Here is a 25,127-nt window from a genome sequence, read left to right as displayed (position 1 = left end):
GGATCGGTCGCGGGTCAGTAGAGCTGCTGCACCGTCTCGTCCACCTTCGCGCCCCAGTAGCGGATCGTGGGCAGGTCGGAGGAGTAGCCGTACGCCGCGTCGGCGCCGCCGACCGGAGCGGTCACCTCGCAGCCCACGTCGTCCACCGGCAGGAAGTCGGCCGACGAGAACGGCTCGCCCTCGACGAGCACCTCGGCCGTCGTCGGGTCCACGACCGAGACGACGTAGTCGGCCGACCAGACCTCCCAGGCGTCGGGCTGCAGGTCGGGGTAGACCGGCGCGTCGCACTTCTTGCGGACCTCGACCGAGTCCGGCACGACCGACATGCACACGATGGCGTTCACGTTCGTGAGGTCCGTCGCCCCCGGCACGCTCCAGTCGAAGGAGGTCGAGACGGGCACGAAGGGCTCGTCCGTGGTCGCGTCGGGGAACGGCAGCGTCTCCTGCAGCAGCAGGGCGGAGATCTGCGAGGGATCGTCGGGGAACGGCTGCGTGCCCGCCAGGGTGGCCTCCCCGCGGCACACCCCCCCGGCCGTGAAGCCGTTGTCCGGGTCCACCTCGGGGAGGTCCTCGGCGGGCTCGTCGGTCGCGGTCCCGGTGGGCTCCGCGTCGTCCGTGGGGGTCGAGGACGACGCGGACGTCGGGCCGTCCTCCGACTCGTCGCCGCCGTCGTCGGCGCACGCCCCGAGCGTCAGCACCAGCGTCGCCGCCACGGCCAGCGCGGCCCGCGGCCGTCGTCCCTGCATCGTCCTGCGCACGTGCACCCTCCCGAGACCAGAGCGAGTCGTCCAGCGGGCCCGTCGAGCCCGCGGGCGAGGATAACCGGGGCGGGTGACCGCCAAACGACCTCCGATCCGCCTGCACCGGCACCTCGCCGAACGGGCATGATGGCGGGGTGACCGACCTCACCCGCTCGCACACCGTCGACGCCGTCCTCCACCGCAGCGCCGCGCGCCACCCGCGGCGTACCGCGCTCGTCGTCGGCGCCGACGCCCCCACGTCGTGGACCTACGCCGAGCTCGACGCCGCCGTGACGGGCGCGGCCCGCGCCCTGCGTGGCCTCGGCCTGGCGCGCGGGGACCGGGTCGCGGCGTACGGGAAGAACTCCGACGCCTACCTCGTCGGGTACCTGGCGTGCGCCCGCGCCGGCCTCGTGCACGTGCCGGTCAACTTCGCGCTGACGGGCGGGGAGCTGCGCTACCTCCTCGAGCAGTCGGGGGCGAGCGCGGTGCTCGTGGACCCGGCACTGCGGCCGGCGTACGACGCGGTGGTCGCCGACCACGGCGTCGACGTCGCCCACGTCGTGCCCCTGCGTGACGCGCCCGGCAGCCTGCTCGAGCTCGCGCGGGAGGCCGGCGACGGGCCGGTGCTGCCCGAGGGCGAGGACCCGGTGGCGGACGACGAGCTGGTGCAGCTGCTGTACACGTCGGGCACCACGTCGCGCCCCAAGGGGGCGATGATGACGCACCGGGCGCTGGTGGCGGAGTACCTCTCGGCGATCACGGCCCTCGACTTCGCCGCCGACGACGACCCGTTGCACCCGATGCCGCTCTACCACTCGGCCCAGATGCACGTGTTCCTGCTGCCCTACCTGGCGGTGGGGGCGACCAACCACCTCGTCGAGGCGCCCGACGTGCCCGTGCTGCTGCGCCTCGTCGAGGAGCGCCGGCTCGGCACGCTGTTCCTCGCGCCCACCGTGTGGGTACCGCTGGCGGGGCACCCCGACCTCGAGCGCCGCGACCTGTCGTCGCTGCGCAAGGCGTTCTACGGCGCCTCGATCATGCCGGTGCCGGTGCTGCAGCGCCTGCAGGAGCGGCTGCCCGACCTCGGGTTCTACAACTGCTTCGGGCAGTCGGAGATCGGTCCCCTGGCGACGGTGCTCCGCCCCGAGGAGCACGCCGACCGGCCCGACTCCTGCGGCCGTCCGGTGCTGCTCGTCGAGCTCGCCGTGCTCGACGAGGAGGGCCGCGAGGTGGGGCCGGGCGGTCAGGGCGAGGTCGTCTACCGCTCCCCGCAGCTCTGCGTCGGCTACTGGGACAACCCGGAGGCGACCGCCGAGGCGTTCCGCGACGGCTGGTTCCACTCCGGCGACCTCGTGCGGATCGACGAGGAGGGCTACATCACCGTCGTCGACCGCATCAAGGACGTCATCAACACCGGCGGCGTGCTGGTCGCGTCCCGCGAGGTGGAGGACGCCCTCTACACCCACCCCGACGTCGCCGAGGTCGCCGTGATCGGCACCCCCGACGAACGCTGGATCGAGGCCGTCACCGCCGTCGTCGTCCCGCGTCCTGGCGCCGAGCTGGACGAGGCCACCCTCGTGGCCCACGCCCGGGAGCGTCTCGCAGGGTTCAAGACCCCCAAGCACGTGCGCTTCGTCGACGCCCTCCCCCGCAACGCGTCCGGCAAGCTGCTCAAGCGCGAGCTGCGGGGTGACTGACGGCGTCCGCTCCCTCGTGGACGCGACGCCCGACGTGCTCGCCGCAGCGGGCGGCGCCGAGCGGGCGTGGGCGCTGCTCGCGCCGTACGAGCGCACCCGGATCGACCGCCTCGAGCGGGCCGGCGACCGCGACGACCACGTCGCGGCCCACGTGCTGGTACGCCGCGTGGCGGCCGCGCTGCTCGCCGACGGCGGGCGCGCCGTGGGGGCCGAGGACCTCGTGCTCGAGCAGCACTGCCCCGGGTGCGGCAGCGCCACCCACGGCCGCCCGGCCGTCACCGGCGAGATCGGCCTGCACGTGTCGCTGTCCCACGCCCGCGGCTGGGTCGCCGCCGCGGCGGCGACGAGGCCCTGCGGGATCGACGTCGAGACCGTCAGGCCCGTCGCACCGCTGCACGGCGTGCTGACCGCGGACGAGGCCGCGGAGCTCGCCGAGCTCCCGGCCGCGGCCCGGAGCTCCGCGTTCCTGCGGCTGTGGACCCGCAAGGAGGCGGTCGTGAAGACCGGCGCCGCCGGCCTCGAGGACCTCGCCCGTCTCGACGTGCGGGGCGCGGAGCCGGTGGCCGGCGTGCGGGTGCGTGACCTCGGCACTCCCCCGGCCGTGCTGGCCGCTATCGCGCTCGCCGGCTGAGCACCCCAGCGGCCAGGGACCGGCTCAGTCCTCGCGGTCGGCGAGGTCGCGCTGCTCCGCGGCGTACCGCGCGTCGTCGGCCTCGTCCTCCGCCTGGCGTCGCACCTTGCGGATGTGGCGGGTCATGCTCACCAGCAGCAGCACGACGGCCACGATGAGCCCGATGAAGACGGCGAACCCGGTCCAGCCGGCCTTCACGTCCTCGGGCTCGGGGCCCTCCTCCCGGTCCGCGGCCAGGCCCAGCACGTCGGCCGGGATCTCGGCGAGCAGGTGGGTGACGTCGTGGACGAGGGCGGTCAGCAGCACCGGCCCATCATGCCACCGGCGCGTCGATGCCCGCGAAGAGGTCGTCCTCCGGCAGCTCGGTCGTGACGTGGGAGACGACCAGCTCGTAGTCCTCCGTCGGCCACACCTCCTGGGCGAGGTCGAGCGGCACCGCGAACCACGCGCCGTCCGGGTCGATCTGCGTGGCGTGGGCGAGCAGCGCCTGGTCCCGCACCCCGAAGTACGCCGCGCACTCGACCCGCGTCGTGATGCGCGCGTCCCACTCGGGCTCCGGCTTCCAGCTCGCCAGGCGCTCGGCGTACGGCGACTCCAGGCCCGCGGCGACCATGGCGTCGTTGAGCGCCTGGGTGCGCGGGCGGTTGAACGTGTGGTGGTAGTAGAGCTTCGCGGGCTGCCACGCCGGTCCTGCGTCCGGGAACCGCTCGGGGTCACCCGCCGCCGCGAACGCCGCGACCGACACCTCGTGGCACCGCACGTGGTCGGGGTGCGGGTAGCCCCCGCGCTCGTCGTACGTCGTCACGACGTGGGGGCGCACGGACCGGATCAGGCGCACCAGCCGCTCGACGGCCTCGTCGAGCGGGACCAGGCCGAAGCAACCCTCCGGCAGCGGGGGCTTGGGGTCGCCCTCGGGCCAGCCGGAGTCGACGAACCCGAGCCAGTGCTGGGTGATCCCGAGGATCTCGCGCGCCGCGTCCATCTCGGCCCGGCGGATCTCGGTGATGTTCTCCAGCACGTCGGGCCGGTCCATGCGCGGGTTGAGCACGGATCCCCGCTCACCGCCGGTGCACGTCACCACGTGCACCTCGGCTCCCTCCGCGACGTAGCGGGCCGTCGAGGCGGCTCCCTTGCTGGACTCGTCATCGGGGTGGGCGTGCACGTGCATCAGGCGCAGACCGGCGCGGTTGGGCATGCGGAGAATCCTAGTGGCGGGCCGGATGGCACCATGGAGGGGTGAGCACGAGCGCCCCCGCCCTGGCCGAGAGGTACGGGAAGAAGCGTCCCTCCCGGCGCGGTCCGGTCGTCGCCCTGGCCCTCGTGCTGGCCCTGGTGGGCGGCGGCTGGCTGGTGTGGACGGCCTGGTTCCACGGCTCCCCCGCGGTGTCGTCCCAGCTGCTGCGCTGGGAGGTCGTCGACGACACGACCGTGCGCATCACCTTCGACGTCGCGCTCGACGGCGACGAGGTCGCGACCTGTCGTGCCCGGGCGCTGGCCGCCGACCACGAGGCGGTCGGCGACATGGTGCTCCAGGTGCCCACCGACGCGGGCGGCGCCGACGGCGGCCAGATCACGACCGAGTTCCGCACCATCTCCCAGGCCACCTCCGTCGAGCTGGTCGGCTGCACCACCGCCAGCCAGAACCGACCGCGCTGAGCGGCGACGCCCCGGTTCTCACCGGGTCGTGGTTAGACTGACCGTTCTGATCTGCCCCGCCGCGGGGCGCCGCCCCGAGGGACGGCGCACCGACACCCGGCGGGGCTTCGCACTACACGGATCGGCCGGGTCGGCGAGAGCCCTCCCGGCCGTGCTGCTAGGAGAGGTTATGACGCAGTCCAGCGACACCGATGTCATCTGGCTGACCGCCGATGCTCACGAGAAGCTGGTGGCCGAGCTGGAGCACCTGAAGGGCCCCGCGCGTCAGGAGATCGTCGAGCGCATCTCCGCTGCTCGCGACGAGGGGGACCTCAAGGAGAACGGCGGCTACCACGCGGCACGCGAGGAGCAGGGCAAGCTCGAGGGGCGCATCCGCCAGCTCGAGGACATGCTCGCCAAGGCCCAGGTCGGCGAGACCCCGGCCGACGACGGCATCGTCGAGCCCGGCATGAAGGTCACCTACAAGTTCGTCGGCGACGACGACGAGGAGGCCGAGGAGTTCCTGCTCGGCGCCCGGGAGATCGAGCCCGAGGGCCTCAAGGTCTACTCGCCGCAGTCGCCGCTCGGCGGCGCGATCCTCGGCGCCAAGAAGGGCGACGAGGTCAGCTACGAGGCGCCCAACGGCAAGACCCTCAAGGTGGTCATCCTCGACGCGACGCCCTACACGGGCTGAGCCGCACGACCTGTCCCCGGCCCTACCAGGGCTGGGTCACCCGGAGGCCCTGCTCACCGAGCCCGGTGAGCAGGGCCTCCGTGTGTGCGGGTCCCCGGGTCTCCAGCTGGACGCGCACCTGCACCTCGTCGATGCCGAGCGCCGGCGAGGTGCGCTCGTGGGCCACCTCGAGCACGTTGGCACCGGCGGCCGCCAGCTCGGCCAGCAGCCCCGCGAGACCACCCGGGCTGTCGGTGAGCGTGACGCGCAGGAAGAGGTAGCGGCCCGCCGCGGCCATGCCGTGCCGGATGACGCGGCCCATGAGCAGCGGGTCGATGTTGCCGCCCGAGAGCACGGCGACCGCCGGGGTGGCGAAGCGCCCCGGGTGCTCGAGCAGGGCCGCGACCGCGACGGCCCCGGCCGGCTCCACCACCAGCTTGGCGCGCTCCAGCAGACCGACGAGCGCGCGCGAGATCCCTTCCTCGCTCACCGTGACGACGTCGTCGACCGAGGCCTGCACGACCGCGAACGGCACCTCGCCCGGGCACCCCACCGCGATGCCGTCGGCCATCGTGGCCATCGCCCCCGCGGGCGTCGGTACGCCGCGGGCGAGCGACGTCGGGAACGCGGCGGCCCCCTCGGCCTGCACGCCCACGACGCGCACGTCGGGGCGCCGGCCCTTGACCGCGACGGCGATCCCCGCGACCAGCCCGCCGCCGCCCGTCGGCACGAGCACGGTCGCCGCCTCGGGCAGCTGGTCGACGATCTCGAGGCCGCAGGTGCCCTGGCCCGTGACGACGTCGACGTGGTCGAAGGGGTGGATGAGCACGGCGCCGGTGCGCTCCGCGTGCTCGCGGGCCGCGACGAGCGCGTCGTCGACGTAGCGTCCGGCGAAGACGACCTCCGCGCCGTACCCCCGCGTCGCCCGTTCCTTGGGGATCGGCGCGCCCTCGGGCATGTAGACGCGTGCGGAGATCCCCAGCATGCGCGCGGCCAGCGCGACGCCCTGCGCGTGGTTGCCGGCGGAGGCGGCGACGACGCCCGCGGCGCGCTCCTCCGGCGACAGCCGGGCCATGCGCAGGTAGGCGCCGCGGATCTTGAACGAGCCCGTGCGTTGGAGGTTCTCGGCCTTGAGCCAGACCGGACCGCCAACCAGGTCGCCCAGCCAGCGGGACTCCTCCATCGGGGTGCGGGTGACGATGTCGGCGAGCACCGCGTGGGCGGCCTCCACGTCGGCCAGCGTGACGGTGGGGATGCTCATCCGGCGATCATTCCGGACGACCGCCCACGGCGTCGAAGTCGCCGACGATGCCCGGGTCCTCGCCGAGCTCCTCCCCCATGTCGTCGTCGCCCGTCGGCGGTGGCGGTGCCGTCTCGTCGGCGAGGTGGAGCACGACGGCGTTGACGGCGGCCGCCAGCGGCACGGCGATGAGGGCGCCCGCGATGCCGGCGACCAGCACGCCGATGCCGATCGCGACGATGACGCCGAGCGGGTGCACGGAGACGAAGCGGCCCATGAGGAAGGGCTGGAGGATGTGGCCCTCGATCTGCTGCACGAGGATGACGCCGCCCAGCATGAGGAGAGCGACGAGCGGTCCCTGGTCCACCAGGGCCACGAGCACCGCCACCGACCCCGCGATGGTCGCGCCGATCATCGGCACGAAGGCGCCGATGAAGACGAGCACGCCGATCGCGGCCACCAGCGGGACGTCGAGGACCAGCGCGACGATCATGATGCCGATGGCGTCGGCGAGGGCGACGATGACGGTGGCCCGCATGAACTGCGTCAGGGACACCCATGCGACCCGACCCGAGCTGTCGATCTGCTCGCGCGCCCCCTTGGGGGCCAGGCGGACGCACCACGACCAGATGCGGGCGCCGTCGGCCAGGAAGAAGAACGACGCGAAGAGCACGATGAAGAAGCCGGCCGCGATGTGGGTCAGCGTGGTGCCCACCTCGGTCACCTGCCGCACGAGCTGCTGGCTGTCGCCGGACTCGGTCAGGTATTGCTGCGCCTGCTTGATGTAGCCGTCGATCTGCGAGTCGCTGGCGTTGAGCGGCCCGTCCTTGAGCCACGTGCGCACCTCGCCGAGGCCGGCCACCACCTTGTCGGCCAGGTCGGTCATGCCGTCGATCACCTGCTGGCTCACGAAGGTGATGAGCAGCGCGATGAACCCCAGGCCGCCGACGACCACCGCGATGGCCGAGAGGCTGGCCGGCACCTTGATCCGACGGCCCCACCGCACGACGGGGTGGCCGAGCGACGCGACGAGCAGGGCGATGAGCAGCGGGAGGGTGACGACGCGGACCTGCCAGAAGGCGTAGACCAGCACGACCGTGGCGGCCACGATCACGAGGAAGCGCCACGCCCAGGCGGCCGCGAGGTCGAGGCCCCACGGCACCTCGGCGCGTGCGAGGTTGGACTCCCCGGCGGCGATCGGCAGCGGCGCCGCACCCACCGGTCGACGCTCGGCGCGGGCCGCTGCCCACTGCGCGGTGAGCTGCGCGCGGAGGTCGCGGCGCAGCGCCTCCTCGTGCTGCCGCTCCTCGTCGCGGCTGCGCCGGGCCAGCAGCGCGGCGAGCCGACGCCGCAGCTCGCCCACCTCGCCGTCGTCCGGCTCCTTCGTCACGGGGCCGCCGATCGGCTCCCGCCCGTCGTCGGCCTGCTCGCCGGCGGTCCTGTCCCCGTCCACCCGCGCCACGTTACGTTGCCGCACCTGCGGCGAGGGAGCGGACCAGGGAACGTGCTACCTCCGGGTGGTCCGCGGCGAGGAGGCCCACCGCCGCGAGCACGTAGGAGCCGTCCAGCCCCGTGCGCGGCGCGGCCGGCACGAGCCACCCGCCGGGTCCGGCCCCGGCGTCTCCCGTCGCGGCGCGGAGCACGGCGCGCGACCGGTCGGTCCCGGCGTGCCGCAGCACCCCGCCCGAGCCGAGGAGCAGCGCGACCTCGCGCAGGTCGGTGCCGCCGCCGTCGGTGCGGTCGCGGTCGCGGTCGACGAAGCGACCCGCGTGGCGCCGCACGGCGGTGCGTACGGCGACCTCGGCGATGCGCAGGTCCACGGCCTGGTCCTCGGGGGTCGCGGGCAGCAGTGCGGGGTCGTCGGCACGGCGCTGCGCGGCCGCGACCAGCGCCGGGTCGTGGGCCACCCCCGGGTCGTCCGCCGCCGCGACGGTCGACGGCGCGGACCACCGCATGCCGAGGTCGCCCTCGACCGTGCGGTTGAGCCGCGTGCGGGCGACGACCTCGCGGCTCGCGTGCTCCGGGTCGACCTCGGTGGCGGAGTAGACGTCGGTCGTCGCGCCGCCGACGTCCACGACGACGACGTCGCCCACGACGTCGGCGAGCAGGGCCACGCCGTCGAGCACGAGGTCGGGGGTGGCGCCGCGGAGCAGCCGCGGGAGCTCGGGCCGGCGGCTCAGGCGACGTCCGCCGATGACGTGCGCGAGGAAGAGCTCGCGCACGCGGGCCCGCGCGGAGGCGGGCGCGAGCACGCCGATGCGCGGCACGACGTTGCCCGCCGTGCGGTGCGCCAGCCCGGCCTCCTCGAGCACCGCGGCCGCGGCCGGCGCCGCGTCGACGTTGCCGGCCACGACGACCGCTCCGTCCCACCCCTGACGGGCCAGCGCGGCGAGCACCCGCGCGCCCTCGACGAGGGGCGTCGGGTTGCCGCCGTCCGTGCCGCCCGTGAGCAGCACGACGTCGGGACGGGCTGCCGCCAGCGCACCCGGGTCCGTGCCGTCCTGGGCCAGCGCGTGCACGGCCACGACCCGGCCCCCGCTCGAGAGCGCCACGCGGCGACCGGCCTCGGCCGTCACCAGCGCCTCGTTGCCGAGCACCCCGATCCGCAGGCCACCGCCGGCCGAGGAGCAGGCGAGCACGACGACGTCGTCAGCGCCCGACCCGCACGGGTACGACGCGGCGAGGGCGGCCCGGCACGCGTCGTACCCGTCCAGGAGGTCGCCGCGGCCCGCGGCGTCGGGGAGCGTGGTCGGGTGGCTGGCGCTCGCGAGCACCGTGCCGGCCGGTCCGGCTGCGCCGTCCTCGAGCGCGACGAGCAGGGCCTTGGTGAAGGTGGAGCCGAGGTCGACGCAGACCGCCAGGCTCACCCGGCTCACCCGGCGACCCGCTCCAGGGCCTGGTCGAGGTCGGCGATCAGGTCGGCGCCGGTCTCGATGCCCACGGAGAGGCGCACGAGGTCGCCGGGCACCTCGAGCTCCGTCCCGGCCACCGAGGCGTGCGTCATGCGGCCCGGGTGCTCGACGAGCGACTCCACCCCGCCCAGCGACTCCCCCAGCGTGAACAGCTCGGTGGCTGCGCAGAGGTCGAGCGCGGCCTGCTCGCCGGCGGCGACGCGGAACGAGACGATGCCGCCGAAGCGCTTCATCTGGCGGGCGGCCACGGCGTGGCCGGGGTGGGACTCGAGCCCGGGGTAGATCACCTCGGCCACGGCCGGGTGGGCCGCCAGGTGCGCGGCGACGAGCTCGGCGTTGTCGCAGTGCCGCTCCATGCGGAGCGCCAGCGTGCGGAGGCCCCGCAGCACCAGCCACGAGTCGAACGGCCCGGCGACGCCGCCGATGGAGTTCTGGAAGAACGCCAGCTGCTCGGCGACCTCGAGGTCGCGCACGACGAGGGCGCCGCCGACGACGTCGGAGTGACCGCCGGCGTACTTCGTCGTCGAGTGCACGACCACGTCGGCGCCCAGGGTCAGGGGCTGCTGCAGGTAGGACGACGCGAAGGTGTTGTCGACGACGAGGAGCGCGCCGGCCTCGTGGGCCACGCCCGCGAGGGCCTCGATGTCGCCGATGGAGAGGAGCGGGTTGGTGGGCGTCTCCACCCAGACCAGCTTGGTGGCGCCGGGACGGATGGCAGCGCGGACGGCGTCGACGTCGGAGACCGGGGCGGGCGTGTGCTCGAGGCCCCAGGGGCGGGCGACCTTGTCGACGAGGCGGTAGGTGCCGCCGTACGCGTCGTCGGGGATGACCACGTGGTCGCCGGGCCGGGCGAGGGCACGCAGGAGCGTGTCCTCCGCCGCCAGCCCGGATGCGAAGGCGAAGCCCCGCTCCCCCTCCTCGAGGGCGGCGAGGTTGGCCTCCAGCGCGGTGCGGGTCGGGTTGCCGGAGCGGCTGTACTCGTAGCCGTTCCGCATCCCGCCCACGCCGTCCTGCTTGTAGGTCGACGTCGCGTAGATGGGCGGGATCACCGCACCGGTCGTCGGGTCGGGTTGGTAACCGGCGTGGATGGCGCGGGTCTCGAAGCCGTGCTTGCCGCTCTGCTCGCTGCTCACCCGGCCGAGCCTACGACGGGAAGGTCCGCGGGCCTCGCGGTGTTGGGCATCATGGAACGACACCGTCGAGACCCGGGAGGACCCGTTGTTGTTCGGATCCAGCACCAAGACCACGCTCCCCACGCCCGACAAGGCCCTCGCGGGTCGGGACGAGCCGTGGTTCACGCTCGGCGAGCACGTCGTGCTCGGCACCCCGGTCGTGACCGACGACGTGCCCGACGGGCTCGAGGTCGCCGTGTTCGGCCTCGGGTGCTTCTGGGGCGCCGAGGAGATCTACTGGCAGAAGGACGGCGTGTGGTCCACGTCGGTCGGCTACGCCGGCGGCTACACCCCGCACCCGTCCTACGAGGAGGTCTGCAGCGGCCGCACGGGCCACACCGAGGCCGTGCGGATCGTGTTCGACCCCGACCGCATCGCCTACGCCGACCTCGTGAAGGCCTTCTTCGAGGTCCACGACCCCACGCAGGGCATGCGCCAGGGCAACGACGTCGGCACGCAGTACCGCTCGGCGATCTACTGGACGACCCCCGAGCAGGAGGCCACGGCGCGCGAGCTCACCGAGGTGTACGCCGCGGAGCTGCGCCGTCAGCGGCTCGGCGACGTCACGACGGAGATCAAGCCCGCCGGCGACTACTACTACGCGGAGCCGGTGCACCAGCAGTACCTGGCGAAGAACCCGCACGGCTACCGCTGCCACGCCAACACCGGCGTGCGGTTCCCGCAGGTCTGAGCCTGCTGGGTCGGCGCGGAGGCGGGACCGTCAGCGTGCGATGACGGTCTCGCCGGCACGCACGCGGATGCCCTCCGCGACGGCCGGCTCGACGCCCGCGGGCAGCAGCAGGTCGACGCGGGAGCCGAACCGGATGAGCCCGATGCGGTCGCCGCGGGAGACCTCGGCACCGGCACCGACGTAGGGCACGATCCGGCGCGCGGCCGCCCCCGAGAACTGCACCATCCCCAGCTCGCCGTGGGGCGTGTCGAGGGTCCACTCCATGCGCTCGTTGACGTGCGCGTCGTCGGCGAAGGCCAGCTTGTGCGGACCCTCGACGTGGGTCTGGGTCACGACCGTCGCGTCGCAGGGCATGCGCGTGACGTGGACGTTGTAGAGCGCCAGGTAGGTCGAGACGAACCAGCGGCCGTCCCGCAGCTCGACCTGGCGGACGAGGCCGTCGGCCGGGGCGAGCAGGCCCTCACCCTCGGCCGCGCGCTCGGGGTCGCGGAAGAAGGCGGTCATGCCCGCGGCGAGCGCGAGCGCGCCGACACGGGGCAGTCCCTTGAGGGCGAGCGGCGGCAGCCAGGAGAGGCCGATCCACCAGGGTGTGCCGCGGGCGGGAGCGAGAGCCATGGGGCCCAGTCTCCCAGGCGGCGGGCTCAGCGCTGCTGGTGGGCCAGCCGCAGCCGGAGCCGCCGGCGGTCCTCCCGGTCGGCGTCGACGTCCTCGTCGTCGTCGGCACGGCTCCGCGAGCGGGCGGCCAGCACGGGCAGCACGAGGAGCACCAGCACCCACGTCGCGGCGACCACGAGGGTGGGCTGCACGGCGTCCAGCGCGGCGAGCGCCGCCAGCACCCAGCCGCCGATCGCCAGCGGCAGCATGTCGCGCCCCTGGTGGGGGAACCGCAGCCGCGACACCATGAGGGCGCCGACCAGCAGCAGCACCAGGCCGAGCTGGAGCGGGTCGACGGTGGTGTACGCCGCGGACACGGCCAGCAGCGCCGCCAGCGGCGAGGGCAGCCCGACGAAGTCGGTGTCCTCGTCCCGCACGGCGCAGAAGTCCGCCAGGCGGAGGAGCGCACCGGACAGGTAGACGAGGAAGCCCGCCACGGCGACCGCGACCGCGAGGCCGCTCCCCCCGCCGGCGAGCGCGATGGTCACGAGCAGGGCGGCGGGCACGAGCCCGAAGGTGATCGCGTCGCTCAGGGAGTCGAGCTGACCGCCCAGGGAGGAGCCGCCGAACAGGCGCGCGGTGGCACCGTCGAGGCTGTCGAAGACCGTGCCGAGCACGAGCAGCAGCGAGACGAGCTGGAGGGTCGAGAGACCCGCCCAGACGTCCTCGGCGTACCCCGCGCAGACGAGCGTCAGCAGCGCGATCGCGCCGCAGGAGGCGTTGCCGAGCGTGAAGGCATCGGGAACGCGGGGCCGCGTGATCCCCCACATCCTCATGGTCGTTCCCCTCCTGGTGGCACGTGCATCGGAGCAACGTTAGGCGCAACCGGCCCCCAGCGCGCGATCCGCGACCCTTCTCACGCCGCGATCTCACCCGCGCGGGTCCCGTGTCGGCCCCGCGGTTCGGTGCCGTGGTCCACCATGGAGGGGTGGACGAGAAGCCCCGCGACCCCCGAGGTCTGCCCCGCCGCACGGCCGCCCGCACGGCCCGGCTCGCCGCGCTCCCGCTCGGGTACGCCGGACGCAGCGCGCTCGGTCTCGGCAAGCGGCTCGGCGGCCGCACCGCCGAGCAGGTGAGCGCCGAGGTGCAGCAGCGCACGGCCGAGCAGGTGTTCCGCACGCTGGGCCAGCTCAAGGGCGGCGCCATGAAGTTCGGGCAGATGCTCTCCGTGCTGGAGGCCGCCCTGCCCGAGGAGTCGATGGCCGGCTACCGGGCGGAGCTGACCCGCCTGCAGGACGCTGCTCCCCCGATGCCGACGGCGGAGGTGCGCCGTGTGCTCGACGAGGAGCTCGGCGGCGCCGGCATCGCCTGGCGGGAGCACCTCGTCAGCTTCGACGGCGGCCCCACGGCCGCCGCCTCGATCGGCCAGGTGCACCGCGGACGCTGGCGCGACGACCCCGCCGACCCGGCGACGGAGCGGGACGTGGCGGTGAAGGTGCAGTACCCCGGAGCCGGCGAGGCCATCGCCTCCGACCTGCGCCAGCTCAGCCGGCTGGCCCGCACCCTCGCGCCGATCCTCCCGGGGATCGACGTGCGGGCCCTCGTGGCGGAGCTGCAGGACCGGATGGCCGAGGAGCTCGACTACCGGCTCGAGGCGGAGGCGCAGCGGGCGTTCGCCGCGGCGTACGCCGACGACGAGCGGTACCTGGTGCCCGACGTCGTCGCCGGCACCGAGAAGGTGCTGGTCTCGGAGTGGCTCGAGAGCACGGGGTCCCTTGCGACCGTGATCGCGTCGGGCACGCCCGAGGAGCGGGACCACTACGGCCAGCTGCTGGTGCGGTTCCTCTTCGACGGGCCGGAGCGCACCGGGATGCTCCACGCCGACCCGCACCCCGGCAACTTCCGCACGGTCCCCGGACCCGGCGGCGAGCCCGGGCGGCTCGGGGTGCTCGACTTCGGTGCGGTCGCGCGGCTCCCCGAGGGCGGGCTCCCCGAGGCGATGGGCCGGCTGCTGCGCGTGGCGGGGCAGTCCGACCTCGACGGGCTCGAGGCCGGGCTGCGGGCCGAGGGGTTCATCCGCGACAAGGTGCGCGTCGACCCGCAGCTCCTCCTGACCTTCCTCGGGCCGTTCGTCGAGCCCACGCTGGTCGAGGAGTTCACGTTCACGCGGGAGTGGATGCGGGAGCAGTACGACCGCCTCAGCGACCCCCGCGACCCCGTCGCCGCCGTGGGGCTGCGGCTCAACCTGCCCCCGTCGTACCTGCTCATCCACCGCACGTGGCTCGCCGGGGTCGGCGTGCTCAGCCAGCTGGGCGCCACGGCACCCTTCCGCGCCATCCTCGTCGAGTCGCTGCCGGGCTTCGCCGCGGACTGACTTCCGGTGCCGCCCACGCCTGTGCCAGAGTTCCGCGCATGGGCACCTGGGGAACCGGCCCCTTCGACAACGACGGGGCGGCCGACCTGCTCGGCGAGATCGAGGACGGCACGTTCTCGTTCGACGCGGTCGAGTGGGCGTTCGACGACGGCCACCTGACGACGGACGGCGGCGAGTTCGCGGGCGCGCTCATCGAGCTCGCGCTCATCGCGCTGGAGGCCCGCGACCCCTCCGAGGAGGTCGCCGACCTCGACCTCGACGACTTCCGCGCCGCGCTCACGCCCGATCGGCTGCGCTGGCTGGTGCAGCAGGGCGAGCGCGCGCTGTCCGAGGAGTCGTCGGAGGTCTACGAGCTGTGGGCCGAGGCGGGCGAGGACGAGCTCGAGGAGTGGCGGATGGCCATCGCGCGCAGCCTCACCGAGCTGCGCGAGCTGGTCTGAGCCCTCCCCCGCTCACCCCTCCAGGCGCGACGCGAGGAACGTCCACTCCAGCGCGGCCTTGTGCGCCGCCTGCGCGTTCGTGGACGCGCCGCCGTGGCCGCCCTCGACGTTCTCCCAGTACGTGACGTCGGCGCCCACCTCGCGGAGCCGGGCCGCCATCTTGCGGGCGTGGCCGGGGTGCACCCGGTCGTCCCGGGTCGAGGTCGTCAGCAGCACGGGCGGGTACGTCACGTCCTCGGCCACCCGGTGGTAGGCCGAGATCTCCTCGACGAAGGGCCGGTCCGCGGGGTCGTCGGGGTCGCCGTACTCCGCGATCCACGACGCGCCGGCGAGCAGCTGCGGGTAGCGCAGCATGTCGAGCAGCGGCACCGTGCACACGACGGCCCCGAGGATCTCGGGGTAGCGCACGAGCATGTTGCCGACCAGCAGGCCGCCGTTGGAGCCGCCCATGATGCCCAGCTGCCCGACCGTCGTCGTGCCGCTCGTGACGAGCGCGCGGGCGACCGCGGCGAAGTCCTCGTAGGCGCGGTGCCGGTGCTCCCGGAGCGCCGCCTGGTGCCACGCGGGGCCGTACTCCCCGCCGCCGCGGATGTTCGCCACGACGTACGCGTTGCCCCGCGCGAGCCAGGCCCGCCCGATGCTCCCCGAGTAGGACGGCGTCAGGGAGATCTCGAAGCCGCCGTAGCCGTAGAGCAGCGTCGGCACCGGGCCGTCCTGCCCGCGTGGCGCCACCACGAAGTAGGGCACCTGCGTGCCGTCGTCGGAGATCGCGAACCGCTGCGTGACCTCGTGGGTCGAGGCGTCGAACCGCGCCGGGCTCTCCTTGAGCACGACCGGCTCGCCGGGAGCCCCCGCCGCGTGGAGGTCGACGAGGGCGAGGCTCGGCGACGTCAGGTAGCCCGAGACGTCGAGCCACGCGAGGTCGCCCTCGGGGCCGTCGTCGGTCGCGTCGACGGCGCGCACCCCGACGGTCGCGTACGGCGGCAGCCCGGTCAGCGGGTGCCGCTCCCAGTCGCCCTCGCTCGCCGTCGGCGGGGTCAGCACCTCGACCTGCTGCACCACGTCGGAGAGCGTCACCAGCACCACCCGGTGCCGGGTGCGGGTCCAGCCGGCGAGCGACGTGCTGGCGGAGGGCGTGAACAACGGCGTGAAGCGGGGCCGACCCGCGTCGTACGCCGCGAGGTCGGTGACGAGCAGCGAGCCGGCGGGGTACGTCGCGGTGCCGTCGCCCCCGGGTGTCCAGTCCTCGCGGAGGTGGACGAGCAGGTGCTCGCGCCACACGGCCGGCTCGGCGGAGTCGGGGACCGCGATGCGGTGCAGGTCCGTGCCCGTGCGGGCGTCGTCGAGCAGCAGCGTCTCCGAGGTGTAGAAGCCCATCATCCGGAAGACGTAGCCGCGCTCATGACCGGGCGTGGCGTCGTACCCCACCCCCACGGCCATGTCGTCGGCCCCGGCCTCGACGAGCACCTCGGACTCCGTCAGCGGGGTGCCGCGCCGCCAGCGGCGGGCCGTGCGCGGGTAGCCGGACGTCGTCAGCGAGTCAGGGCCGGTGTCGGTCGCGACGAGCGCCGTGTCCTCGTCGACCCACGCCATGCCGCCCTTGCCCTCGGGGCGGAGGAAGCCGCCGTCCTCCGGGGCCACGAAGGTGCGGGTCTCGAGGTCGAACTCGCGCGTCAGGTCGGCGTCGGACCCACCGGGCGACAGCGACACGAGCGCGCGGCGGAAGGCGAGCGGCCCGGTGCGGAGCACCTGCGCGCCGTGCCACACCCACAGCGTGTCGTCGGCCGCGCTGAGCGCGTCCACGTCGAGCAGCACGTCCCACGCGGGCGTCGCGGAGCGGTAGGACTCCATCGTCGTGCGCCGCCACAGGCCGCGCTCGTTGGTCGCGTCGCGCCAGAAGTTGTAGACCCAGTCGCCGGCCCGGCTCACCAGCGGGATCCGGTCGTCGGCGTCGAGCACCTCGAGGATCGCCTGCTCGGTGGCGGCGAAGCCGTCGACGGCGCCGATCGCGGCCTCCGCCTCGACGTTCCGCTCCCCCACCCACCCCAGGGCCTCGTCGCCGGTGACGTCCTCGAGCCAGAGGTGGGGATCGACCATGCGGCGAGGCTACCGTCGGGCCCGTGCGCATCGTCTCCCTGCTCCCGTCGACCACCGAGATCCTCTTCGCGCTCGGCGCGGGCGCCGACGTGGTCGGCGTGACGTTCGAGTGCGACCACCCGGCCGCGGCCCGCTCCAAGCGGATCGTGTCGACCTCGGCGATGCCGTCCGGGCTCGCGCCCGCAGAGATCGACGCCTTCGTCGCGGCGGCGCTCGCCCGGGGCGAGGACCTCTACCGGCTCGACGCCGGTGCCCTGGCCGACCTCGATGCCGACCTCGTGGTGACGCAGGACCTGTGCGCCGTCTGCGCGGTCGACGTCAGCGTCGTCGACGACGCGCTCGCCCACCTCGGCTGCCGCGCCGACGTGCTCACCTGCGACCCGCACACCGTCGCGGAGGTGCTCGACTCCGTCCGCTCCATCGGTACGGCGGTGGGTCGCGTCGCCGAGGCCGACGCGCTCGTCGCGGCGCTCGAGGCCCGGTTGGCAGCGGTGGCGACCGGGGTCGCGGCCGGGGTCGCCGCCCGGTCCGGCCCCCGGCCGCGCGTGGTCGTGCTCGAGTGGACCGACCCGCCCTTCGCCCCCGGCCACTGGATCCCCGAGATGGTCGAGCTCGCCGGGGGTGCGTGCGTCCTCGGCACGGCCGGCGAGAGATCCGTGCGGGTGCGGTGGGAGGACGTGCACGCGGCCCGACCGGACGTCGTGGTGGTGGCCCCGTGCGGCTACGACCGCGCGGGGGCGCAGGCGCAGGCGGACGCGTTGGTCGCGGCCGGGACGCTCCCGCCCGGCGTGCTCGTGCACGCGGTCGACGCCGACGCGCACTGGGCCCGCCCCGGGCCACGGATCGTCGAGGGGATCGAAGAGCTGGCGGCAGTCCTGGCTGCCCTTCCCGGCCCGCCCCCGGTCACCCCTCAAACCCCGGTCGTGGTGTGAGACCACCGGTTTCCGCAGGCCTCACACCACGATCCGAGAGAGAGCGGTCAGCCGACCCAGCCGCCGCGACCCCAGCCGCCGCCCCAGCGACCGAAGGTCTCCCCGGCACCGCCGGAGCCCGACCCGCCGTACGGCGAGCGTGACGCCCGGTCGCCGAGGTAGGACCCGACGACCGCGGCGCCGAGGTCGTCCAGCTCGGGCGCGATGACGCGTCCGCCCGCGCGCTTCGCCAGGGCGTCGAGGAACCGGGCCAGCCCGGGGTCCTCCCCCAGCCGGAAGAACGTCGTCTGCGCACCCATGCGGGTGGCCCCGTCGAGCTCGCTGACGGTGCGGGCGAGGGTGACGGGGTGGGGCGGGTACTCGAACCACACGTCGCCGCTCGTCTCGAGGTGGGCCGTGGGCTCGCCGTCGGTGACGACGAGGAGCACCGGCTGCATGCCCGGGTGGCGGCGGAAGTGCCGCTGCGCGAGCAGGAGCCCGTGGTGGAGGTTCGTGCCCTTCTGCCAGATCGCGTCGAGGCCGGTCAGCTCCTCGATGGCCAGCGTCTCCGCGAGGCGTCCGAACCCGATGAGCTCGAGGCGGTCGCCGCGGAAGCGCGTCGAGATGAGCTGGTGCAGGGCGAGCGCCGTCCGCTTCATCGGCACCCACCGGCCGTCCATCGCCATCGAGAACGAGGTGTCGACGAGCAGGGCGACCGCGGCCTGCGTGCGCTGCTCCGACTCGACGACCTCGACGTCGGCGATCTCTAGGCGCACGCCCCGCGCGCCCGGGGCGCGGCCGCCGGACGCGACCTCGCGGCGTACGGCGTTGAGGACCGTGCGGGGCAGGTCCCACGGCTCGGCGTCGCCGAAGGCCCACTCGCGGGTGCCGCCGGTCGCGTCGGCGGAGCCGCCGCCCGCCTGCAGCTCCCGGGCTCCCTGCCGGCCCGAGAGCCGTTCGGCGGCGTCGCGGAGGAGGGCACGGCCGAGCTGGCGCATGGCCTTCGGCGACAGCCGGAGCTGGCCGTCGGAGCCGCGCTGCAGGTAGCCCGACGAGCGCAGCGCGCGCTCGATCTCCGCCAGGGTGCGCGCGTCGACCGCAGCCTCGTCGCCGAGCTGGCGGGCCAGGGCGTCGAGGTCGACGTCGTCGAGGCGCGCGCCGTTGTAGGACTGCTGCAGCTGCTCGGCCAGCGCGTCGAGCTCCGCGATGTCCTGGAGCACCCCGGTGCCGTCGCCGAGCCCCAGGCCCTCGCCGTCGCCGAACTGCTCGGAGCCCGCCCAGTCCTCGCCGGGCCGCAGGCCCTGGAGGTTGCCGTCGAGGCGCGACAGCTGGTCCATGAGCGCCGGGGAGCCGAAGGCCTGCTGGGAGAGCTCCATGAGCTCGGCCCGCTGCTCCGGCGTCATCGAGTTCATCATCCGCTGGGCCGCGGCCGCCCGCTGGGCGAGCGCGTCGATGAGCTCGTCGACGTCGCGGGGCCCCTCCGGGAAGAAGTCGCCGTGCTCCGCCATGAAGTCGGCGAAGTCCTCGGGCGTGTCCTCCCCGCGGGCGTGCTTCTCCAGCAGCTCGTTGAGGTCGGCCAGCATCGCGGCGATCGCCGCCCGGTCCTCCTCCGTCGCGCCCTCGAGCGCCTGCTTCATGCCCGCGAACCGCTGCTCGAGCAGCTCCCGGCCGAGCAGGTCCTTGATCTGCTCGAACGTCTCCCGGGCCTCCGACGACGACCACTCGTAGGACGACAGCTCGCTCACCGCCGCGGCGGGCGAGGGCGGCAGGTTGTCGAGCTGCATCTCCCGGAGGGCGCGGTCGCCGTCGTCCATCTCGACGTCGCGCGCGAGCTGCCCCCGCTCGGCCAGCACGGCCTTCTCCAACAGCTCCTGCACCTCGCGCAGCGTGCCGTCGAGGTCGTGGCGGTCGAGCAGGTCGCGGCGCCGCTCGGCGATCCGACGGGCCAGGTCGTCGAGGCCGCGGCGGTCGGCGTCACCGCGCCGCAGGTACTCCCGCATGGCGCGCTCCGGCGAGTAGCCCGCCATGACGTCCTCGCCGATCGCGTCGAGCGCCTCGGCGAGGTCGACGGGCGGGGCCAGCGGATCCCCGCCCTCGTAGCGCTGGTACCGGGATCCGCGGGCCATCAGTCGATGCCGTACGTCGTGACGCCGGTCGCGCTGTCCTTGCCCACCTTGCGGGCCAGGAAGAGCCCTTCGAGCGCCAGCTCGACGGCGGCCGCCCGCGTGCCCGGCGAGGTCGCGCCCAGCCGGGCGGCGATCGCGTCGTAGAGGTCGCCCTCGCCGGCCTGGTCGGGCGGCAGCGCCGGGAGCCCGTCGAGCAGCTCGGCCGCGCTCACCTGCTCGCCCGTCGTCACCGAGCCGCCCTCCTCGAGCGCCGCGACGAGCGGCGCCAGGTCGAGCCCGCGGAGGTGGCGCCGCACGGTCTCCGCGGTCGAGGTGCGCAGGAGGTGCTCGAGCACGGCACGCTCGCGGCCCTCCTCGCCCGACTCGAACTCGACCTTGCCGCCCAGGACGTCGACGGCGGTCTCGAGGTCGACGACGCGCGCCACCGCCTCGTCCTCGCCCTGTCGCGTGGCCCGGTGCAGCGCGGCGGCGGCGATGGTCTCGGCGCCCGCGATCGCGAAACGGGCGGAGACGCCCGAGCGCTGGTCGACCGACGACGACTCGCGCAGCGCGCGGGTGAAGCGGGCGAGCACCTCGAGCAGGTACTCCGGCACCTCCGCGACGAGCTCCGCCTCCTGGCGGACGACGGCGATCTCGTCGTCGAGCTCGGTCGGGTAGTGCGTGCGGATCTCGGCGCCGAAGCGGTCCTTGAGCGGCGTGATGATGCGGCCGCGGTTGGTGTAGTCCTCCGGGTTGGCGGAGGCGACGACGAGCACGTCGAGGTCGAGGCGCACGACGTAGCCGCGGATCTGGACGTCGCGCTCCTCCATCACGTTGAGCATCGCGACCTGGATGCGCTCGGCGAGGTCGGGCAGCTCGTTGATCGCGACGATGCCGCGGTGGCTGCGCGGGATGAGGCCGTAGTGGATCGTCTCCGGGTCGCCCAGCAGGCGACCCTCGGCGACCTTCATCGGGTCGACGTCACCGATGAGGTCGGCGACCGAGGTGTCGGGGGTGGCGAGCTTCTCGGCGTACCGCTCGCTCCGGTGCACCCAGGTGACCGGCAGCGCGTCCCCGTGCGCCTCGACGAGGCGGACGGACGCCGCGGTGACCGGGGCCAGCGGGTCCTCGCCCAGCTCGGAGCCGGCGATGACCGGGACCCACTCGTCGAGCAGCCCGACGAGCGTGCGCAGCAGGCGGGTCTTGCCCTGCCCGCGCTCGCCGAGCAGCACGATGTCGTGCCCGGCGATGAGGGCCCGCTCCAGCTGCGGCAGCACCGTGTCGTCGAGGCCGTGCAGACCGGGCCACGGGTTCTCCCCCGCGGCCAGCAGGGCCAGCAGGTTGGCGCGGATCTCCGCCTTGACCGAGCGCGGCTGGTAGCCGGTCGCCCGGAGCTCCCCGAGGGTCGCGGCGGTGGGCGGGGCGGAGGTCGGTCGGGTCACGGTCACACGCTAGTCCCGGGAGCAAACGCGGTGGGGGTGGCAGCAGGGTGCCGCGGAGCGGCCACCTGCCATGACTCGGGCTCCCGAGGACCCCGCGTCTCCGGTATCGCCAACGCCGCCAACGCCGCCAACACCATGCCCCCGGAGATGAGGGCGAACCCGATGACGTAGCCGTCCTCCGCTGGTAGCCCGCCGAGCCCGACATGGGCCGTCACCACTCCGGCCATCACAGCCGAGCCGATCGAGCCGCCGATCGTGCGGATGTTGGCGTTCATGCCCGAGGCGACGCCCGTCTGCGAGGCCGGGACGGATGCGATCACGACCCCGGCAAGAGAGCCGAAGACGAGGCCGTTCCCGACTCCCTGCAGGCTCGTCGCGGCCAGGATCTGACCGACGGAGTCGTGCCAGAGAGCGACGGAGCCGAAGGCCACGGCGGTCATGAGGGACCCCGTGACGATCACGAGGCGTGCGCCGAGGCGCTTGACGAGCGCGGCGGCCACGAACCCGATCAGGAAGGACATCACCGCCGAGGGCAACAGGATGAGGCCTGATTCCGCCACCGTCGACCCGAAACCGTAGCCAGAGGACTCCGGGGTCTGAAGCAGCTGAGGGAGGAAACCGAGGCTCGAGAACATGCCGAAGCCGACGAATCCCGACACGAGATTGGTCGTCCACACCCCCCGTCGGCGCATCATCCCCATGTCGATCAGAGGGACTGCCACGCGGCGCTCGGTCGCGATCCACGCCGCGGTCAGGACGAACGACCCGCAGAGCAGGCCCAGCACCAGCGGTGACGTCCACCCCCACTCGTTTCCGCGACTGACACCGAGGAGCAGGGGCACGAGCCAGCCCGCCAGGAGCACGGCCGGAAGCAACGGCAGACGCCCGCGTTCCGTGACGGGCGACTCGGGCACGAGGACAGCAGTGGCGAGGGCACCGACGGCAGTCGCGATCATCGGCAGCCAGAAGAGCCAGTGGTAGCTGAGCGTCTCGACGATCGGGCCCGCCACCACGATGCCGACCGCGAAGCCGACCCCGCCGAGTGCGGCGATGATGCTCAGCGCAGAGTCGCGATGGCGCCGGGGGAACTCGTCGCGGATGATGCCGAAGGCCAGCGGCAGCACCCCACCGCCGGCCCCCTGGAGCACCCGCGCGACGATCAACACACTGACCTCCGTCGCCAGTGCTGCGACCAGCGACCCCACGGTCAGGGCCACCATCGTGGCGACGAGCACCTTCTTCTTGCCCACGATGTCGCCGATGCGACCGAGCAGGGGGGTGAAGATCGACGCCGACAACAGGTAGGCCGTCAGGACCCACGTGGCCGTCGACATGTCCGTGTCCATCTCGACCGCGATCAAGCCGAGCACGGGGATGACCATGGACTGGAGCAGGGTGAACGCCGACACCGCGACCGTGAGCACCGCAAAGGTGACCGCCCAGTGGCCGCGTCGCGTCCCCTCCTGCTGCTCCACCTGGTTCGTCCCTCCGCCGCCGAGATAGTTGCGAGTTTCAACCATTGCAGGTTCCACCATATTCCACCCGACGGCGGCCGGCCCACGATGCATACCGGTGGGCGGTACGCCGTCGCCCCTCCGGTGCTGCGGCGCACGCCGGTACCGTCGGCCCCGTGCAGCTCGAGCGCCCCTGTCCCTGCGGGCTCCCCGCGACGTACGACGCGTGCTGCGGCCGCCTCCACCGCGGTGCCGCGCCCGCGGCCACGGCCGAGGAGCTGATGCGGTCGCGCTACGCGGCGTACGCGGTCGGGGGTCTGGTGGGCGCCGACCACCTGTTCCGCACCTGGCACCCCCGGACGCGCCCCGACGACCCGACGCCCGACGACGGCCTCACGTGGACGGGGCTCACCGTCGAGGCCACCGAGGCCGGCGGCGAGGCCGACACCACCGGCGTCGTCACGTTCACTGCGCGCTACAGCGATGCGGCCGGGGAGCCGGGCGCGCTGCGCGAGCGCAGCCGGTTCACCCGACGCGCGGGGCGGTGGGTGTACGTCGACGGGGACGTCGACGCCTGACGAGACGCCTGACGACCCGCCCGCGCCGCGTCGCCGCCGGGGCCCCGGTCACGCGTCGGCCCACGCCTCGCCGACGACGACCGGCCGCGCCGTACCGCCCGTCAGGGCCGCGACCCCCGCCTCGAGCGCGGCGACCTCCGCCGGCGGTACGACGAGGCGCAGCGTCACCTCCGCGCCGTACTCCGCGCCGCGCACCACGACGCCCCGCGCGCGCAGCTCGCTCTCGACGCGTCCGGCGTCGGCGTGGGCGACGTCGAGCACCAGCTCCGCCACCCGCGTCCGCTCGCGCAGCCCGACGGCGTCGAGACCGGCCCGCGTCGCGTCGCCGTAGGCGCGCACCAGGCCGCCGGCGCCCAGCAGGACACCCCCGAACCACCGGGTCACCACGACCACGACGTCCGCCACCTCACGGCCGCGGAGCACCTCGAGCATCGGGGCGCCGGCCGTGCCCGACGGCTCGCCGTCGTCGCTCGAGCGCTGCACGGCGCCGGGACCGCCCCACGGACCGAGCGCGAACGCGGAGCAGTGGTGCCGCGCGTCCCAGTGCCGTCGGCGCAGCTCGTCGACGACGGCCCGCGCCGCGGTCTCGTCCTCGACGCGTCGCACGGTGGCGAGGAACCGCGAGCGTCGCACCTCGATCTCGGCGGCGCCGTCGGCGGCCGGCACGAGGTAGCGGGTCACCGCTCCCCCGGCGCGTCCTCGGCCCGCACCGTCGTCATCGCCACCGTGTCGGCGTCGTCCCGCTCGACCGGCTTGAAGGTGACGGTGACCTCCTCGAACCCCTTGTGCCGCTGCGCCCGCGCGTAGGCCGTGTAGGCACGCTTGTCGGCGTCGGTGAGGTCGACGTCGTCGGTGAAGGGGGTCAGGAGCGCGCGGGGGTAGAGCTTGCGGGCGAGCACGACGTTCACCTCGATCGCGAGCACCACGACGATCGAGGCCACGTAGATGAGGCCCATGAGCCCGAGCACCAGCCCGAAGGTCTGGTTCATCTGCGAGGTGCGACCCAGCACGTGGGTGACGTAGGCGGCGCCGGCGTACTGCAGCCCGTGCCACGTCGCCGCGGCGAACAGCCCGCCGGGCAGGGCGGCGAGGAGGCTGTGGCTCCGCGCCGCGGACAGTCGGAAGAGCACGCTGAGCACGAGCCCGGTGGCGAGGATGGTGGCCAGGCTGATGAGCAGGCGGCCCACCAGCCCGAGCGCGCCGAACACCTCGGTGTTGTTGCCGATCACGGACACCGCCGTCACGGCGAGCACCGAGATGCCGCCGGCCGCCAGCAGCACCAGGCTCTTGAAGCGGAGCAGGAACGGGTTGGGGCGGCTGTTGCGCGGCACGGCCCAGGCGATGTTCATCGCGTTCTGCAGCGCGAGGCCGAGACCCATCGAGCCGTAGAGCGCGGCGACCGAGCCGACCACGATGGCCGACACCGAGCCCTGGATGCCCTCGGGCCGCCCGAGCTGGTCGCCGACGATCGGGAAGTTGCTCAGCGCCGAGTTGAGCACCTCGGCCCGCAGGTCGGGCTGGCCCTGCAGCACGAAGCCGAGGATCGACGTCGCGAGGAGCAGGAGGGGGAAGATCCCGATGAAGGCGTAGAACGAGATGATCGCGGCCAGGTACGCGCCCTGGTCGTCGCCGTACTTGTAGATCGTCGCCAGCGGCATGGAGACGGGCGGGAAGCGCCGCTGGAAGCGGTCGATACCCCCCACGATGCTCACGCCGCGACCCTAGGGCACGCCACCAG

At 74.2% G+C, this 25,127-nt stretch carries 24 protein-coding genes; 9 read left to right on the top strand and 15 right to left on the bottom strand.

Translation table 11 applies throughout. The features are described from left to right. Positions 1 to 14 precede the first annotated feature (14 nt). Positions 15 to 758 (bottom strand): hypothetical protein, encoded by a 744-nt coding sequence (locus G3T38_RS11335; protein WP_163772423.1) that lies wholly within the window; start codon positions 756 to 758, stop codon positions 15 to 17. 137 nt (positions 759 to 895) lie between these two features. Between G3T38_RS11335 and G3T38_RS11330 the strand changes: the two genes are divergently transcribed. Both G3T38_RS11330 and G3T38_RS22665 read left to right on the top strand, forming a co-directional pair. After that, the gene (locus G3T38_RS11330) at positions 896 to 2,440 is read left to right on the top strand and encodes a fatty acyl-CoA synthetase (RefSeq protein ID WP_163772422.1); all 1,545 of its coding nucleotides are present in this window, start codon (positions 896 to 898) and stop codon (positions 2,438 to 2,440) included. Beyond that, entirely contained in the window at positions 2,433 to 3,071 is a 639-nt protein-coding gene (locus G3T38_RS22665) for a 4'-phosphopantetheinyl transferase superfamily protein (RefSeq protein WP_163772421.1), read from the top strand. The genes G3T38_RS11330 and G3T38_RS22665 overlap by 8 nt, the downstream gene beginning before the upstream one ends. A gap of 24 nt (positions 3,072 to 3,095) precedes the next feature. Here G3T38_RS22665 and G3T38_RS11320 read toward each other — a convergent pair whose 3' ends face one another. Together G3T38_RS11320 and mca are read right to left on the bottom strand one after the other, a co-directional pair. After that, positions 3,096 to 3,377: a hypothetical protein gene (locus tag G3T38_RS11320; RefSeq protein ID WP_163772420.1), complete on the bottom strand. Its 282-nt coding sequence runs from the start codon at positions 3,375 to 3,377 to the stop codon at positions 3,096 to 3,098. Positions 3,378 to 3,384: 7 nt separating this feature from the next. Further along, positions 3,385 to 4,266: a mycothiol conjugate amidase Mca gene (gene mca, locus G3T38_RS11315; protein ID WP_163772419.1), complete on the bottom strand. Its 882-nt coding sequence runs from the start codon at positions 4,264 to 4,266 to the stop codon at positions 3,385 to 3,387. A gap of 41 nt (positions 4,267 to 4,307) precedes the next feature. Here mca and G3T38_RS11310 point away from each other — a divergent pair, with 41 nt between their 5' ends. After that, positions 4,308 to 4,727, top strand: coding sequence for a DUF4307 domain-containing protein (locus tag G3T38_RS11310; RefSeq protein ID WP_163772418.1), 420 nt, complete (start codon positions 4,308 to 4,310; stop codon positions 4,725 to 4,727). A gap of 169 nt (positions 4,728 to 4,896) precedes the next feature. After that, positions 4,897 to 5,400 (top strand): transcription elongation factor GreA, encoded by a 504-nt coding sequence (gene greA, locus G3T38_RS11305; RefSeq protein ID WP_163772417.1) that lies wholly within the window; start codon positions 4,897 to 4,899, stop codon positions 5,398 to 5,400. A gap of 22 nt (positions 5,401 to 5,422) precedes the next feature. Here the strand turns inward: greA and ilvA are convergent, their stop codons facing one another. From ilvA to G3T38_RS11285, 4 genes are read right to left on the bottom strand one after another with little or no spacing between them, the layout of a single operon-like run. Continuing rightward, positions 5,423 to 6,640, bottom strand: a complete 1,218-nt coding sequence (gene ilvA, locus G3T38_RS11300) for a threonine ammonia-lyase (RefSeq protein WP_163772416.1) — start codon at positions 6,638 to 6,640, stop codon at positions 5,423 to 5,425. A 7-nt stretch (positions 6,641 to 6,647) separates the two neighbouring features. Continuing rightward, a complete protein-coding gene (locus G3T38_RS11295) occupies positions 6,648 to 8,072 on the bottom strand; it encodes an AI-2E family transporter (protein WP_338037598.1) in 1,425 nt (474 codons plus the stop codon). Between the two features lie 10 nt (positions 8,073 to 8,082). Beyond that, positions 8,083 to 9,495 carry a glutamate mutase L gene (locus G3T38_RS11290; RefSeq protein WP_338037597.1) on the bottom strand — a complete coding sequence of 471 codons (1,413 nt, stop codon included), beginning with the start codon at positions 9,493 to 9,495 and terminating at the stop codon, positions 8,083 to 8,085. Then, a complete protein-coding gene (locus tag G3T38_RS11285; protein ID WP_163772415.1) occupies positions 9,492 to 10,664 on the bottom strand; it encodes a cystathionine gamma-synthase in 1,173 nt (390 codons plus the stop codon). Before G3T38_RS11285 ends, G3T38_RS11290 begins: the two co-directional genes overlap by 4 nt. Before the next feature lie 88 nt (positions 10,665 to 10,752). Between G3T38_RS11285 and msrA the strand changes: the two genes are divergently transcribed. Beyond that, positions 10,753 to 11,394: a peptide-methionine (S)-S-oxide reductase MsrA gene (msrA, locus tag G3T38_RS11280; protein WP_420846798.1), complete on the top strand. Its 642-nt coding sequence runs from the start codon at positions 10,753 to 10,755 to the stop codon at positions 11,392 to 11,394. Positions 11,395 to 11,424: 30 nt separating this feature from the next. On the opposite strand, the gene G3T38_RS11275 is transcribed toward msrA, so the two are convergent. After that, positions 11,425 to 12,009 (bottom strand): phosphatidylserine decarboxylase, encoded by a 585-nt coding sequence (locus G3T38_RS11275; protein ID WP_163772413.1) that lies wholly within the window; start codon positions 12,007 to 12,009, stop codon positions 11,425 to 11,427. A gap of 26 nt (positions 12,010 to 12,035) precedes the next feature. Further along, complete coding sequence (locus G3T38_RS11270; RefSeq protein WP_163772412.1) at positions 12,036 to 12,824, bottom strand: CDP-alcohol phosphatidyltransferase family protein; 789 nt, start codon at positions 12,822 to 12,824, stop codon at positions 12,036 to 12,038. Between the two features lie 152 nt (positions 12,825 to 12,976). On the opposite strand from G3T38_RS11270, the gene G3T38_RS11265 reads away from it, so the two are divergent. Continuing rightward, entirely contained in the window at positions 12,977 to 14,362 is a 1,386-nt protein-coding gene (locus tag G3T38_RS11265) for an AarF/UbiB family protein (protein WP_163772411.1), read from the top strand. Between the two features lie 38 nt (positions 14,363 to 14,400). Further along, a complete protein-coding gene (locus G3T38_RS11260) occupies positions 14,401 to 14,802 on the top strand; it encodes a DUF4259 domain-containing protein (protein WP_163772410.1) in 402 nt (133 codons plus the stop codon). A 12-nt stretch (positions 14,803 to 14,814) separates the two neighbouring features. On the opposite strand, the gene G3T38_RS11255 is transcribed toward G3T38_RS11260, so the two are convergent. Next, a complete protein-coding gene (locus G3T38_RS11255; RefSeq protein ID WP_163772409.1) occupies positions 14,815 to 16,899 on the bottom strand; it encodes a prolyl oligopeptidase family serine peptidase in 2,085 nt (694 codons plus the stop codon). 23 nt (positions 16,900 to 16,922) lie between these two features. Here G3T38_RS11255 and G3T38_RS11250 point away from each other — a divergent pair, with 23 nt between their 5' ends. Next, complete coding sequence (locus G3T38_RS11250; RefSeq protein ID WP_163772408.1) at positions 16,923 to 17,831, top strand: ABC transporter substrate-binding protein; 909 nt, start codon at positions 16,923 to 16,925, stop codon at positions 17,829 to 17,831. Between the two features lie 47 nt (positions 17,832 to 17,878). Here the strand turns inward: G3T38_RS11250 and G3T38_RS11245 are convergent, their stop codons facing one another. The 3 genes from G3T38_RS11245 to G3T38_RS11235 are packed head-to-tail and all read right to left on the bottom strand — an operon-like array spanning position 17,879 to position 22,925. Continuing rightward, on the bottom strand, positions 17,879 to 19,936 hold the full coding sequence (locus tag G3T38_RS11245; RefSeq protein WP_163772407.1) for a vWA domain-containing protein: 2,058 nt from the start codon (positions 19,934 to 19,936) through the stop codon (positions 17,879 to 17,881). After that, positions 19,936 to 21,357 carry a sigma 54-interacting transcriptional regulator gene (locus tag G3T38_RS11240; protein ID WP_163772406.1) on the bottom strand — a complete coding sequence of 474 codons (1,422 nt, stop codon included), beginning with the start codon at positions 21,355 to 21,357 and terminating at the stop codon, positions 19,936 to 19,938. Before G3T38_RS11240 ends, G3T38_RS11245 begins: the two co-directional genes overlap by 1 nt. Positions 21,358 to 21,359: 2 nt before the next feature. Continuing rightward, a complete protein-coding gene (locus tag G3T38_RS11235; protein WP_163772405.1) occupies positions 21,360 to 22,925 on the bottom strand; it encodes an MFS transporter in 1,566 nt (521 codons plus the stop codon). Positions 22,926 to 22,987: 62 nt separating this feature from the next. Between G3T38_RS11235 and G3T38_RS11230 the strand changes: the two genes are divergently transcribed. Then, positions 22,988 to 23,389, top strand: a complete 402-nt coding sequence (locus G3T38_RS11230; RefSeq protein WP_163772404.1) for a YchJ family metal-binding protein — start codon at positions 22,988 to 22,990, stop codon at positions 23,387 to 23,389. A 48-nt stretch (positions 23,390 to 23,437) separates the two neighbouring features. Here the strand turns inward: G3T38_RS11230 and G3T38_RS22660 are convergent, their stop codons facing one another. Both G3T38_RS22660 and G3T38_RS21025 read right to left on the bottom strand, forming a co-directional pair. Continuing rightward, positions 23,438 to 24,070, bottom strand: coding sequence for a YigZ family protein (locus tag G3T38_RS22660; RefSeq protein ID WP_163772403.1), 633 nt, complete (start codon positions 24,068 to 24,070; stop codon positions 23,438 to 23,440). After that, positions 24,067 to 25,101: a YihY/virulence factor BrkB family protein gene (locus tag G3T38_RS21025; protein WP_338037596.1), complete on the bottom strand. Its 1,035-nt coding sequence runs from the start codon at positions 25,099 to 25,101 to the stop codon at positions 24,067 to 24,069. Before G3T38_RS21025 ends, G3T38_RS22660 begins: the two co-directional genes overlap by 4 nt. Positions 25,102 to 25,127 lie beyond the last annotated feature (26 nt).

The organism is Nocardioides zeae, from assembly GCF_010686755.1.
Taxonomy (GTDB): Bacteria; Actinomycetota; Actinomycetes; order Propionibacteriales; family Nocardioidaceae; genus Nocardioides; species Nocardioides zeae.
Note: the sequence above shows the minus strand (reverse complement) of the source record. Positions and strands in the feature narration are given on the sequence as shown.